Annotated in this window: 10 protein-coding genes and 1 pseudogene; 2 read left to right on the forward strand and 9 right to left on the reverse strand. The window is 71.9% G+C overall.

Annotated features, from left to right (window positions below):
* Positions 1-54: 54 nt before the first annotated feature.
* The 3 genes from AB0E78_RS03280 to AB0E78_RS03290 are packed head-to-tail and all read right to left on the reverse strand — an operon-like array spanning position 55 to position 3,241.
* Complete coding sequence (locus AB0E78_RS03280) at positions 55-1,146, reverse strand: prenyltransferase (protein WP_361827544.1); 1,092 nt, start codon at positions 1,144-1,146, stop codon at positions 55-57.
* Positions 1,143-1,886: a class I SAM-dependent methyltransferase gene (locus AB0E78_RS03285; protein ID WP_361827547.1), complete on the reverse strand. Its 744-nt coding sequence runs from the start codon at positions 1,884-1,886 to the stop codon at positions 1,143-1,145. Before AB0E78_RS03285 ends, AB0E78_RS03280 begins: the two co-directional genes overlap by 4 nt.
* Entirely contained in the window at positions 1,886-3,241 is a 1,356-nt protein-coding gene (locus AB0E78_RS03290) for a glycosyltransferase family 4 protein (RefSeq protein WP_361827550.1), read from the reverse strand. Before AB0E78_RS03290 ends, AB0E78_RS03285 begins: the two co-directional genes overlap by 1 nt.
* Before the next feature lie 221 nt (positions 3,242-3,462).
* Between AB0E78_RS03290 and AB0E78_RS03295 the strand changes: the two genes are divergently transcribed.
* Together AB0E78_RS03295 and AB0E78_RS03300 are read left to right on the forward strand one after the other, a co-directional pair.
* Positions 3,463-4,098, forward strand: a complete 636-nt coding sequence (locus tag AB0E78_RS03295; protein WP_361827552.1) for a TetR family transcriptional regulator — start codon at positions 3,463-3,465, stop codon at positions 4,096-4,098.
* A 567-nt stretch (positions 4,099-4,665) separates the two neighbouring features.
* A pseudogene (locus tag AB0E78_RS03300) lies at positions 4,666-4,908 on the forward strand (LuxR C-terminal-related transcriptional regulator); the annotation flags it as partial.
* Here AB0E78_RS03300 and AB0E78_RS03305 read toward each other — a convergent pair.
* The 6 genes from AB0E78_RS03305 to AB0E78_RS03330 form a co-directional block, all read right to left on the reverse strand.
* Positions 4,834-7,002: an ABC transporter ATP-binding protein gene (locus AB0E78_RS03305; RefSeq protein ID WP_361827555.1), complete on the reverse strand. Its 2,169-nt coding sequence runs from the start codon at positions 7,000-7,002 to the stop codon at positions 4,834-4,836. The pseudogene AB0E78_RS03300 and the gene AB0E78_RS03305 overlap by 75 nt on opposite strands.
* Positions 6,999-8,726, reverse strand: a complete 1,728-nt coding sequence (locus tag AB0E78_RS03310) for an ABC transporter ATP-binding protein (protein ID WP_361827557.1) — start codon at positions 8,724-8,726, stop codon at positions 6,999-7,001. Before AB0E78_RS03310 ends, AB0E78_RS03305 begins: the two co-directional genes overlap by 4 nt.
* Positions 8,727-8,847: 121 nt before the next feature.
* Positions 8,848-8,973 (reverse strand): SapB/AmfS family lanthipeptide, encoded by a 126-nt coding sequence (locus tag AB0E78_RS03315; protein ID WP_361827560.1) that lies wholly within the window; start codon positions 8,971-8,973, stop codon positions 8,848-8,850.
* Between the two features lie 61 nt (positions 8,974-9,034).
* Positions 9,035-11,671 carry a class III lanthionine synthetase LanKC gene (gene lanKC / locus AB0E78_RS03320; RefSeq protein ID WP_361827563.1) on the reverse strand — a complete coding sequence of 879 codons (2,637 nt, stop codon included), beginning with the start codon at positions 11,669-11,671 and terminating at the stop codon, positions 9,035-9,037.
* 229 nt (positions 11,672-11,900) lie between these two features.
* The gene (locus tag AB0E78_RS03325; RefSeq protein ID WP_344521034.1) at positions 11,901-12,134 is read right to left on the reverse strand and encodes a ferredoxin; all 234 of its coding nucleotides are present in this window, start codon (positions 12,132-12,134) and stop codon (positions 11,901-11,903) included.
* Positions 12,134-13,600 carry an aldehyde dehydrogenase gene (locus AB0E78_RS03330; RefSeq protein ID WP_361827566.1) on the reverse strand — a complete coding sequence of 489 codons (1,467 nt, stop codon included), beginning with the start codon at positions 13,598-13,600 and terminating at the stop codon, positions 12,134-12,136. The genes AB0E78_RS03325 and AB0E78_RS03330 overlap by 1 nt, the downstream gene beginning before the upstream one ends.
* Positions 13,601-13,622 lie beyond the last annotated feature (22 nt).

The raw sequence follows: 13,622 nt of genomic DNA on the forward strand, positions 1-13,622 counted from the left end.
CCAGGCGTCGGCGCGCCGCTGTCACCCCCCGGCAGCGGCGCCGCTGCGGCGTCGCTACTGCCCCCCGGTAGCGGCGTCGCAGCACTCCGGTGCGAGGCCCTGGGGCAGGCGTTCTCCCGAGAACACCGCGCAGGTGGCCTCGTCGCCGCCCAGGGCCGCCACCGCGAGCAGCAGGGAGCCCGCCGTCCATGTGGTGAGTTCCTCGGGCCAGATCGCCTTGTCGTCGAAGACGTAGCCCGTCCAGTAGAGGCCGGACTCGGGGTCGCGCAGGTGCTGGATCGACTGGAGGATCTCCAGGGCGCGGTCCGATTCGCCCAACACCCAGAGGGACAGGGCGAGTTCGGCGCTCTCGCCGCCCGTCACCCAGTTGTTGGGGATGACGCAGCGCACGCCGAGGTCCGGCACCACGAAGCGGTCCCAGCCCTCCTCCATCCGGGACTTGGCCGCCGTGCCCGTGAGCGCGCCGCCGAGGACCGGGTAGTACCAGTCCATCGAGTAGCGGTCCTTGTCCAGGAAGCGCTCGGGATGGCTGCGGATGGCGTGGGCCAGCGAGCCCGTCGCCAGCTCCCAGTCCGGCTGCGGCTCCTCCCGCTGCTCGGCGATCGCCAGGGCGCAGCGCAGCGCTTGGTGGATCGACGAACTGCCGGTCAGGAGCGCGTCGTTGACCGGCGTGCCGTCCTGCTCCCGCTTCCAGCCGATCTGGCCGCCCGGCTGTTGCAGGGTGAGGACGAACTCCACCGCCGCCACCACCGTCGGCCACAGGCGGTCGAGGAACGTGTCGTCGCCGGTCGAGAGGTAGTGGTGCCAGACGCCCACGGCGATGTACGCGCAGAAGTTCGTCTCGCGGCCCCGGTCGGTCACGTCGTGCGGATCCCCGTCGGCGTACGCCGCGTACCAGGAACCGTCCGGATTCTGGTGCCGCGCGAGCCAGTCGTAGGCGCGCCCCGCGGCCTCGTGCTCGCCCGCCGCGTCCAAGGCCATCGCGGCCTCGGTGTGGTCCCAGGGGTCGAGGTGGTGGCCGCGGAACCACGGGATCGCGCCGTCCTCGCGCTGGACGGCAAGGATCCCGCGCACGGTCCGCGTGGCCTGATCCGCCGTCAGGACGCCCGGCAGGACCAGGTGTTCCGTCCGCTCCGGGCTCGTCACGCGTCGGTCTTCGCGTCGGTCTTCGGCAGGTGCGGCTTCGTCGCGTACGCCACGAAACTCTTGCCCACGACCGGGTTGAGCAACTGTTCCGCCACCTTCGTGGCCAGCGGCTTCTTCATGATGTCCCAGACCAGGAGCTTGTGGTACGCCCGCACGGGCAGCGCCTTGTCGTTGTCCACCCCGAACGCGCACTTCAGCCACCAGTACGGCGCGTGCAAGGCGTGCGCGTGGTGCGTGCCGTACGGCTTCAGGCCCGCCTCCCGCATCCTGCCGAGCAGTTCGTCCGCCTTGTAGATGCGGATGTGACCGCCCTCGACCTCGTGGTACGCGTCCGACAGGGCCCAGCAGATCTTCTCCGGGCCGTAGCGCGGGACCGTCACCGCGATGCGGCCGCCCGGCTTCAGGACGCGGACCATCTCGGCGAGCACGCCCTTGTCGTCGGGGATGTGCTCCATCACCTCGGAGATGATCACGACGTCGAACGAGGCGTCGGGGAACGGCAGGTTGAGCGCGTCACCCTCCATCGCGGTGGCCGTCGCGCCCGCCGGTGCCTCGCCCGCCTCCTTCATCGCGGCGAACCACTTGGCGACCTCACGGATCTCCTCGCCGTTCTGGTCGAGGGCCACCACCTGGGCCCCCCGCCGGTAACACTCGAAGGCGTGCCGGCCCGCGCCGCAGCCCAGGTCCAGGACGCGGTCGCCCGCGGCGAGCGGGAAGCGGGTGAAGTCGACGGTCAGCATCAGCTGGGGCTCCCGGAGTACGTCGGGGTGGCCGCGGGGCGGCCGGATTGCGGGCGGGCATCGCGGGCGATCGCCGCGCGGTACAGCTCTGCGGTGCCCTGGGCGGCGCGGGCCCAGGTGAATTTGGCGAGAACCCGCTCACGCCCGGCCGCGCCGAGGCGGGCCCGCAGCTCCGGGTCGCCGAGCAGCCGGTTCAGTCCGGCGGCGAGCGCGCCGGGGTCGGCGGGCGGCACCGCGAGGCAGGTCTCGCCGTCCGGGCCCGCGACCTCCGGGATCGCACCGCCGGTCGTCGCGAGCAGCGGAGTGCCGGTCGCCATGGCCTCGGCCGCGGGGAGCGAGAAACCCTCGTACAGCGAAGGGACACAGGCGACCTCGGCCGAGCGGACGAGGTCCACCAGCTCGGCGTCGGTGATGCCCTTGACGAACTCGATGGCGCCTTCGAGGCCGTACCTCTCGATCGCCTGCGCCACCGGGCCGTCCTCGGCGCGCTTGCCGACGACGACGAGGTGGGCGGCGGGGTTCTCGGCGCGGACCTTGGCCAGCGCCTCGACGAGGTGGATGAGGCCCTTGAGCGGGACGTCGGCGCTGGAGGTCGTGACGATCCGGCCCGGGACCTCGGGGACCGACGGGTCGGGCGAGAAGAGGTCGGTGTCGGCGCCGATATGCACGACGTCGATGCGGTCGTCGCGTACGCCGAGGTGGTCGATGATCTCCTGGCGCGAGGTGCCGGAGACGGTGAGCACGGAGGGCAGGCGGCGGGCGACACGCTTCTGCATGCGGGTGAACGCGTACCAGCGGCGCACGGACATGCGGCGCCGCCAGCCTGCCGCCGCGTCCAGCTCAAGCTGGCGGTCCACCGTGATGGGGTGATGGATCGTCGAGACGAGCGGCGCGCCCAGGTCGCCCAACAGGCCGTAGCCGAGGGTCTGGTTGTCGTGCACGACGTCGAACTCGCCGCGCCGCGCCCGCAAGTGACGGCGGGCCCGCAGGCTGAACGTCGCGGGCTCGGGGAAACCGCCGGTCCACATCGTCGCCACTTCGAGCGCGTCGACCCAGTCGCGGTACTCGCCGCGCTTCGGCGTGCGGAAGGGGTCGGGCGAGCGGTAGAGGTCGAGGCTGGGCAGCTCGGTGAGCCTGAGGCCCTCCAGACCCTCGTCCAGGACGGGGTAGGGCTGCGCGCCGATCACCTCGACGCTGTGGCCGAGCCGGGCCAGCTCGCGCGAGAGGTGACGTACGTAGACGCCCTGTCCCCCGCAGAACGGGTTGCCTTTGTACGTGAGGAGAGCGATGCGCAACGGACGGTCACCATCGGCCGGACCCGTACGGGGACCCGCCTCCATGGCCTCAGCGGTCACTCTCGGCCCCCTTCTCCCTGCGGTTGTCCGCGAGGTTACGCCGGGACGGTAATCTAGAACAAGTTTCAGACTTGATCGTTGAATGATCGCTGAACGAGCTTTGAATCTACCGGCAGGTAGCCGCGCTGTAAGGCCCGGATCAGGTGATTCGCGCCACGGCGGGCGCCCTGCCATGCTGGCCGACCACGTGACCGTAACGGGACGACGGAACAACGGGACATATGACAGCGGAAGCCAAGGCAGCGGAAGTCGCAGCAGCTGATCCGGCGTCGCCGCCCCTGACCGAACGGCAGGAGGCGCGCCGCCGCCGCATCCTGCACGCCAGCGCCCAACTCGCGAGCAGGGGCGGGTTCGACGCGGTGCAGATGCGCGAGGTCGCCGAGTCGTCCAGCGTCGCCCTGGGCACGCTGTACCGCTACTTCCCCTCCAAGGTCCATCTCCTGGTCGCCACCATGCAGGACCAGCTGCAGCACATGCACACCACGATCCGGAAGCGCCCGCCCGCCGGCGAGACGCCCGCCGAGCGGTGCGCGGAGACGCTGATGCGGGCCTTCCGCGCCCTGCAGCGCGAGCCGCACCTGGCGGACGCGATGGTCAGGGCGCTGACCTTCGCCGACCGCTCCGTGAGCCCCGAGGTGGACACGGTCTCGCGGCTGACCACGGCGATCATCCTGGACGCGATGGGCCTGGCCGACGCGCCGACCCCCGAGCAGCTCTCGGCGGTCCGGGTCATCGAGCACACCTGGCACTCGGCGCTGATCACCTGGCTCTCGGGGCGGGCCTCGATCGCACAGGTCAAGATCGACATCGAGATGGTGTGCCGCCTGATCGACCTCACGTCCCCCGAGAGCGCGTAGCCCGTCCCCGGAGAGCGCGCAGCCCGTTCCGGACCCCTCCCCCGAGACCGCACAGCCCGTCCCTGGGGTCTCAGGATCCGTCACACGTCCCTCTGGCCAAAGCTTCCCGCAACCCCTTAATCGGTGCATGGGGGGCGCACAACCACCTGGCAATTGCGCCCCTGAGCCTCTCCTGGTCCCGCTTGGCCAGTTCTCCGCGTACACACGGCGGTCGGCGCGGCTATTAATGGTCTGCGTGCTGTACGAAGCCATCGGGACCGGAGCGGGAACCTGGAGGAGCCAAGCGTGACCCGGGTACTTCTCGTGCACGACGCCTGTCTTTTGCGATCGGCCCTGGCGGAACGTCTCGCCCGTGAGCCGGACCTGGAGGTGTTCCATGCACCGTGGCACAACGCCCGCGACCGTACGAGCGCGGTGCTTCCCGACGTCTGCGTCGTCGACCCCGACGGCGACACGGCGTACGCGTCCGCTGAGTTCGGGGAGCAGTCCCATCCCGTGAGCGGCGGCCTCGGCTGCCCGCTCCTCGTCCTGGTCTCCGGCAACCGGCCGGGGCTGCTGCGCCGCTGCATGGAGGCGGGCGCCCTCGGCTTCGTGGACAAGGCGAGCCCGCCGGACCGGCTGCTCACCGGGATCAGGAAGGTGGCGTCCGGCGAGCGGTTCGTGGACGAGTCGCTGGGCTTCGGTTTCCTGAAGGCGGCTCAGATGCCGCTCACCCACCGGGAGTTACTGGTGCTCTCACTCGCCGCCGGGGGCGCGCCCGTCGCCGAGATCGCGCACCGCCTGCACCTGACCAACGGGACGGTGCGCAACTACATGGCCGCGATCACCCGCAAGACCGGGGCCCGCAACAGGATCGACGCCATACGGATCTCGCGCGGGGAGGGCTGGGTGTGACGTGCAGCCGTTCGAGGGGCCCCAGTTGCCGGACAGTTCACGGTAGAGCGAGGACCGTTCGAGCAGGTCCTCGTGGCGCCCGCACAGGGCGTGCGTCCCGTCCATCACCAGAATCCGGTCGGCGCGGCGGGCCGAGCTGATGCGGTGCGCGATCACCACCAGTGTGCCGCCAGGACGGGCCGCGAAGGCCCGCTCGGCGCGGGCCTCCGCCACCGGGTCGAGGTGGCAGGTGGCCTCGTCGAGCAGGGCGAGGGGCGCGTACGAGACATAGGCGCGGGTCAGCGCGATGAGCTGCCGCTCGCCCGCGGAGAGCGCGGCGGGATCGACCGGGGCGGCGAGCCCCCCGAGCCGCTCGATCACCCCGCTGAGCCCGACGGCCCGCGCGGCGGCCAGCAGCTCCGCGTCGCTGACGGCGTCCGCCCGCAGATACTCCAGGTTCTGACGCACCGTGCCGCTGAAGACGTACGCCTCCTGCGGGATCAGCACCCGCCGCCCGACGGCCTCTTGTCCGCGCACGGTCCGCCCGTCCACCCGGACGAAACCGCCGCCGGGCTTGAGCAGCCCGGCCACGAGACCGGCGAGGGTGGACTTCCCGATTCCGCTGGGCCCGACGACCGCCAGATGGCCGCCTCGCGGGACGGTGAGCGACAGGTCGCGCAGGACGGGTTCGGCGAGGGGGCCGTAGGCGAACGTGACGAGGGAGAGCTGGAGGGCGGGGACGGAGTGCCCGCCGGGGCCAGGGACAGAGCACCCGACGGGTGCGGGCGGGGCCGGGGTAACAGGCCGCTGGTCATGCGCGGGGCCGCCGTCGCGCCCGGCCTCGGCGCCACTCACGGGCCCGCCGTCATGCCCGGCTCCCTCACCACCCGCAGGCCCAGCACCCTCCACGGCCTCGACGAGGCCAGGATCGCCGGCATCGGTGGCCGAGCCGACGCGTCCAGGCCGCGGGTGGTCCCGCCGCCGGGAGCCCGCACGCCACGCGTCTCCACTCGCGTCACTCGCGTCACCCACGACCCCATCGGTAACCGTGACCGGGGAGGCTTCGGGCGTCGGAGGGGCCCACGTCAGGCGGCGCAGGACGATGGCCAGGCGGGAGCCGCTTGCGCCCAGGCCGTGGATCAGGTTGTGCAGGGCCGGGAGCAGGGCCTGGGTGACGTAGGCGATCGCCCCCACCAGGGCGCCCGGCGTCACGCCGTTGTTCAGGAGCCAGGGGGCCGTGACGAGGAGCAGGACGAGCGGGAGCTGCCCGCCGGTCGCGAGGGCCGCCGTCCGCAGAACGCCCCAGTGGGCGAGGGCGCGGGCCTCCGCGTACTCCGTGGCGATGCCCCGGTCCAGGTCCTCGGCCACGTCCTGCTCCGCGCCCGCGGCCGTGACGTCCCGCAACCCCGGTGCAATCGAGCCCAGTTGGCCCGCGATGCCCTCGTCCGCGACGAGGAACCTCTCCTGGCGCCGTGCCAGCGGACGCAGGCTCGCCACGAACAGGCCGACACCGGCCAGCAGCGGTGGCGCGACGACCAGCAGGAGCAGTGGGGCCAGCGAGAACAGGCCGATCAGCGCGCCCGCCGCCGTGAAGACGAAGGAGCGGGACACGAGGATCAGCCCCGCGAACGTGTCCCTGGCGATCTCCACCTGCTGAGTGAGCCGGGACACGGAGGCGCCGTCCGCGTCGCGCAGCCCCCGGCCGACGACTTGCCGTACCAGGGTGTCCCTCAGCGGCTCCACCAGATCGGCGACCGCGCGATACACCCGCCCCGTGCCGTACGCGGCCACGACCACGCCGAGCCCCGCCCCGCCGAGCCACGCGAGGCCCACCGCCTCACGCCCCGCGAGGAACCCGTCGTCCAGGGCACGTGCGAGGGCGTACCCGGTGAGGAAGGTCTGACCGGTCTCCAGGACGGACCAGAGCGCGAGCCGCAGCACCACCGGCCACCTGCGCCACAGGAAGCGGAGGCCTCGGCGGTAGGGGCCCTGCGGGGGCGAGGACGGGTGCACGCGCTTGACGCGGCTCACGCGCCGAACACCTCCCGGTACTCCGCTCGCTCCCACAGCTCCGCATGGGTCCCCACCGCCCGTATCCGGCCGTCGTGCAGCCACGCCACCGTGTCCGCGCGGGCCGCCGTCGCCGCCCGGTGGGCGATGATCAGGCGGCTGCGGTGCGGTGTGTGGTGGAGCAGGGCTTCGGCGATGTGGTGTTCGGTCACCGTGTCCAGGCTCGACATCGCGTCGTCCAGGATCAGGAGGCGCCCGCCCCGCGCGAACGCCCTTGCCAGGCCGAGGCGTTGAGCCTCGCCCCCGGACAGGGGCGCGTCCGCGCAGGGGGTGGTGTAACCGTCGGGGAGGCGGGTGATGAAGGGGTCGGCGTGAGCCGCGCGGGCCGCTTCGCGGATGCGGGGCGGCGCCGGCCGCGGGGCGCCGAAGCCGATCGTGTCCTCCAAGGTGGCGCCGAGCAGCGCGGGCCGCTCGAAGGCATATCCGACCTCGCGGCGCAGTTCCTCGCGACCGAGCGAACTCAGCGCGACACCGTCGAGGTGTACGTCTCCCTCGTCGGGGTCGGCGAGCCGGCCTGCGACGGACGCCAGGAGCGACTTGCCCGCTCCGGAGCGCCCGACCACGGCGAGCGTGCCGCCGGCGGGGACCGTCAGGTCGACGCCTTTGAGTACGGTGCGCCCACCGCGGACCACGGTGACTCCGCGCAGCTCCAGCCTTCCCTCTCCGGGCGGTAGTTCGCCGTTTCCGTACGAGGTCACGGGCTCCGCGAGCACCTCTCCCAGGCGGCGCGCCGCGGACCTCGCCCGCACCAGCGCTCCCAGTTGTCCGACGAGCATCCCGATCCCGGTGGCGAGCACCGCGTACCGGGAGGCGGCGAGCAACTCGCCCACGCTGATCCGGTGTTGGACGACCAGGTGGCCGGCGACCGCGACGACCGCGATCTGCAGCAGGGGCGCGACCGCGACGGCCTGCGCCTGGGAGCGGCCCTGGACCCGCCACATCCGGTGTCCCTGCCGGGAGAGTTCGGGCAGGGCGTCCAGGACGCGCCTGGCTTCTTTGTCCTCGGTGTGCGCGGCCGTGATGGTCCTGGCCCCGCCGATCGCCTCGCCGAGGCGGCCCGCGATGTCCCCCTGGATCTGCTGGTAGCGCGCCACGCAGTCGGAGGAGACGCGCACGAACCACCGCAGGAGCAGGACGAGGACCGGCGCCCCGCCGATGAAGACCACGGCGAGCCAGCCGTCGATCAGGGCGAGGGCCACCACGGCGCCGACGGGCGCGACCAGGGCGGCCAGAAGCGTGGCGAGCGTGGCGGGCGCGATGCCCGCGTGTGCCGCGTTGTCGATGAGGCGGGCCACCAGGTCGCCGGGGGCGAAGCGTGCGGTGGCGCGTGGCCCGACGGCCAGCACATGGCGTCCGACACGGCCGCGCAACCAGGCCGTCGTACGGGCGTTGGTGGTGCCGGTGAGGACGCCGTCGCAAGCGTCGAGGAGTGCGCTCGCGCCGATGAGGGCGGCGCACACGAGGATCCAGCGGGTGGCGTCGGCGCCGACGTGGCCGGCCGCGTGAGAGGTGAGGACGGCGTCAAGGCCGCGGCCGATCGCGAACGGCAGGAGGAGGCTCGCGCCCGCGCCCGCGACGGTGCACAGCGCCAGGGCCACGCAGCGGGCGGCGCTGTGGCGGGTCGCCTCGCGCAACAGACCTGCGTCGGAGGCGGGTTGTTGTGGACGGGGGGTCGTCGTCGCCATGCGGTCGGGTCCTCGTCGTCCTCGTAGACCTCGTCGTCCTCGTGCCCACGGCGGGCCCGGGCGGCCCCTCGCAAGGAGCCACCCGGGTCTTCACTGCCGTGCGGTCAGAAGCGGACAACCGTCACAGACAGAGGGCCACGCTGGCCGTGCTCCAGCACAGGAGGAGGCTCAGCTGGCTTCCGCCACCGCCGCCGCCGCCACCGGTCATCTCGTCGGATTCCATGCTCTGAAGGTCGAGAAGTGCCATGGTTTTACCTCTCTGTTGGGGACGATTCCCGTGGGGACGTCGCTCTCCCCAGGGGGTTGTGTCACGACCCCGCGACGACGTCGCGGGACCGGCTCTGGGGCCGCCGTGGCGGCGGCAGGAAGGGGACGTGCGCTCCGCTGTCGCCGAGCGCCGCGGAGAGGGCGAGAAGGCAGCCCGCCGTCCCGGTGTGAAGGTCCATGGAGAGGCGCATCATCTGATGGCCCGGGAAAGCGAGTTGGCCCGCGTACGACATGGAGAACCAGCCGAGTTCCTCGATCTGCGCGGTGATGTCCTCGGGCGTGATGCCCGGCGCGGTGCTGCGGTTGAGGTGCAGCAGCAGTCCGGCCCGCCCTTGGAACAGGCCCGGCTGCGCGCAGAAGCGTGAGCGCGCGGCGGACAGGACGCCCGGCCGCGCCGCCTCGAACTCGGCGTCGTCCCGGTGCGCGAGGTAGTCGTCCAGGACCATGCCGATACCGACACTGCCGTCACCGAGGTAGGGCATGGTGCGCCAGCCCTCGTTCACGGCAAGGCTGCCGTCCCGCTGGGCCACGCACTGGGCGAGGTCCGCGCGCAGGGCCCGCCCCGCCAGGTCGAGGAGCGCGGGGTCGCCGTTCCGCTCGTAGAGCCGCAGGAAGAGGAGCGCGGGGCCGGTGGCGCCGTGCAGCAGACCGGCGCGGGGCCGCCCGTTCGGCGGGCTCTGTGCGGTGAGCCGTTCACCGAGCAACTCCGCTGCACGCAGGGCGTGTTGAGCGAGGGCTTCCTCGCCGGTGCTGTGCGCGAGGGCGTCGAGCGCGAGGCCGAGTCCGGCGAGGCCGCCGTTCAGGTCGGAGGGGAGCCGCTGCCAGTTCTCCTGGAGGACGGTCTCCATCAGGTCGAGGGCGCGGGTGCGGTGGCCGAGGCGTTCGAGTACGTGGGCGATGCCCGCGAGGCCGTCGTTGAGGCCCAGGGGCGTGCCGGGGGGCGCGGGCTCGGTGTGCTTCAGGAGCCAGCGCTCGCCCTCCTCGTAGCGTTCGGCGCCGCTCTCGGCGAGGGCGAGCAGCACTCCGGCCGCGCCGTGCGCGAGGCCGAGCCCGCCACCGTCGGTGAACTGCGCGACATCGCCGGGAAAGAGCCGGTCGTCGCGCTCCGGGGTGGCCGAGGCGAGGATGGCCTTGACCATCGAATCCCTGCTGTACGGCCAGTCGGCGGGGTCGACGAGCGGTGCGGACGTTGCCGCCGCGGGCCTGGCGGCGCCGGTCGCGTGGCCTTGGCCCCGCGTGGCCCGCTCGATCTCCACGACCGCTTCGTCGAGGAACTCCTTGGGTACATCAGGGAATTCGGCCGTGATCACCTTCGCGAGGTGCGCGGCCTTGCCCCGGTCGATGGACAGCAGCGTGGTGATGGGCAGGAACAGCGCGAGCCGCAGGCAGGCCAGTGCGTACCGGTCGACGTCCGTGCCCCTGCGGTCAGCGGGCGCGACGAATCCGGGGTGGGCGACGATCTGGCGTCCGTCCTCGCCCACCGTGGTCGCCGCCTCGAAGTCGAGGAGCGCGACGGACTGTTCGTCGGGCGCGACCATGATGTTGAAGAGGTGGAGGTCGTTGAAGACGACACCCCTTCCGTGCACGGCCGCGACGGCTTCCTCGACGGCACGGTGGATCCGCAGCGCCCACTCCGTGTACGCGGCGATCGCCTCGGGCGCCGGCTCGTTGACGCACAGCGGATGGCGGTCGGCGAAGAAGGAGTTGAGGGTGCGGCCCTCCAGGAAATCCATGACGAGGAAGCGGTGGCCGCCGAGCTCGAACCAGTCGCGCACCTCGGGGGCGATGCCGAGCCCCGAAAGCTTCTGGAGCGCGTCCCGCTCGCGCTCCAGACGGGCCACGGCGTCGGCCCCGTCCGACGCCAGGCCCGCGTACGGCCGTCCCTCTTTCAGGACGACCTTGCGGCCGTCACGGGTGTCGGTACCCGCGTAGACCCCGCCGCCGTTGGAGAAGTGCAGCGCCTTCTCCATGCGGTACGGCAGGTCGGTGACCGTCTGGTTGTTGCGCGCCGCGAGCTGTGGCTCGAGGAACGCCGGCAGGGTCACCCACTCGGGGACCTTGAAGGCCGGGTCGCGCGAGTCGGGGACGAGGCGTCCCTGGTCGTCCTCGATCGCGGGGACGAGGCTGCCGCGCTCGTCGGCGCACACACGTCGGGTGAAGGCGCCGTACCTGACGTACAGCGGGCCTTCCCGCCAGCGGAGGTCGGTGAGGATGTACGGGCCTTCGCATCCCTCGAGGAGGTCGCCCAACTCACGTAACACGGAGTGCAGTTGCTCTTCGTCGGCCGGATAGAGCGTGGCGAACTTCCCACTGCCGTCCCGGCCCGCGTACTTGCTGTTGCGCAGGTGGAGGAGGCGCTCTCCCGCGATGAACTTGAAGGGGACGACGCGCGGCACGCAGTAGTCCCACACGATCGCGGCGATCCGGTCCGCGTTCTCCAGAGTGGCGGAGACATGGACCTTCCAGCCCTGTGCGGGCGCGGGCCGCGAGTGCCCGTCCTCGTCGACGGGGGCGAGTGTCAGCCAGTCGCCCACCCGCGCCGAGCGCCATCCCGCCGGGACCGTGCGGCCCGCCGTCCCGAACTCGGGGGCGGTGCCGGTCACGCCGACGGACATGCGGTCCGGAGTGTCGTAGAAGAACCTGTCCGCCAGACAGTAGACCTCGTACCGCTTGTCCACTGCGCCCCCTCCCCGATGTGGTCTGGCCTTGAACAGTTCCAGGCCGCAAAGGGGACGGACAGTCACGGATGTCATCGATCAGGCATGCGGAACGCATGGGTAAAGTCCTGTTCGCACCCGTTCGAGCGCACATAAAGCACATAGGAACCGCACAAACCGGCGCGGATCGCATCACGGAAGTAAATCCCGTTGCCAGAGCGAACCCGTTCGGCCCGCGGGGCGCATCCCGTCAGTCCTCCGGCGGGAAGACGACCTCACCACTTCCGGACAACGTGATCGTGATCGCCTCGACCGGACACCCCTCGGCCGCTTCGAGCACCTTTTCGTTGGCGTCGGTCTCGGGATCCGCGGGGTGCGACTGACGGGCGGAGTCGAGCGCGAAGCCGCCCGGCGCCGTGATCACGCACATCCCGGAGCCGATGCAGACCGACCGGTCCACCTCGACGTGCCAGCGGTCACCCATCAGGCACCCGTCCCCTCGTAGCCCGCGGGCAGGTGGATCATCTTGTGCTCGAAGTACTCGCCGTACCCCTCGGGCCCGAACTCCCGCCCGAGACCGGAGTTCTTGTAGCCGCCGAACGGGCCGAGCATGTCGAGGCTGAAGGTGTTCACCGAGTACGTCCCGGTGCGCACCCGCCGCGCGACGTCGATGCCGCGCTCCACGTCCGCCGTCCACACACTGCCGCTGAGCCCGTAGTCGGAGTCGTTGGCGATCTTCACGGCCTCGCTCTCGTCGCCGTACGGGATGAGGCAGATGACCGGGCCGAAGATCTCCTCGCGGGCGATGCGCATCGAGTTGTCCACGCCGCCGAAGAGCGTCGGCTCGACGTACCAGCCCTGGTCGAGCCCGGCCGGACGGCCGCCGCCCGTCAGGATCTTGGCGCCCTCCTCCTGGCCGATGCGGATGTAGTCGAGCGAGCGCTGCTGCTGGCGCTTGGCGACGAGCGGGCCCAGTTCGGTCTCCGGGTCGAGCGGGTCGCCGACCTTGAGCGCGGACGCCGCGGCGGCGAAGGCCTCGGCGAACTCGTCGTAGCGCGAGCGAGGCACGAGGATGCGGGTCTGGGCCACGCACGCCTGGCCGTTGATCATCCAGGCGAAGGGGACGATGCCGGCGACCGCCGCCGACGCGTCCGCGTCCGGCAGGATCACGGCGGCCGACTTGCCTCCCAACTCCAGGGTCACGCGCGTGAGATTGCGCGCGGCGACCTCCATGACGCGCTTGCCCGCACCGACGGAACCGGTGAAGGACACCTTGTCGACGCCGGGGTGCCCGACGAGGTACTCGCTGACCTCGCGGTCCGCCGAGAGGATCGAGAGCACGCCCTTCGGCAGCCCCGCCTCATGGGCGATGTCGGCGAGTATGTAGGCGTCGAGCGGCGTCTCGGGCGAGGTCTTGAGGATCACCGGACAGCCGGCGAGCAGCGCGGGCGCGAGCTTGGCCGCGGCGGTGAACTGCGGGACGTTCCACGGCACCACGGCCGCCACGACGCCGACCGGCTCGCGCCGCACGAGGATCTTGCCGAGGGCTCCGTCGCGCGCCTCTTCATACGTGAAGTTCTTCGCGACCGTGAGCGCCGAGTCCCAGACCATCATCGAGGCGAGGGCCTGCACCATCACGCTCGCCGTGTAGGGGGTGCCGTTCTCGGAGCTGATGACGCGGGCGATCTCCTCGTGCCGTACGGCGAACGCGTCCTTGATCCTCGTGACGACCTCGATCCGCTCGTCGAGCGTCATCCGGGGCCAGGGGCCCTCCTCGAACGCCTTGCGCGCGGTGGCGACGGCCCGGTCGACATCGGCGGGCGCCGCGTGCGGCACGCGCGCGAAGACCTGGCCGGTGTGCGGCGAGACCACCTCGATGACGTCCGTGCCGAGGGGGTCCACCAGCTCCCCGCCGATAAAAAGCTGTCCGTGTTCCACGAGCTCGGTCATGGCTGACTGCCTCCTGCGGGAT

This window comes from Streptomyces sp. NPDC032198 (genome assembly GCF_040636975.1).
In the GTDB taxonomy this organism is placed as follows: Bacteria; Actinomycetota; Actinomycetes; order Streptomycetales; family Streptomycetaceae; genus Streptomyces.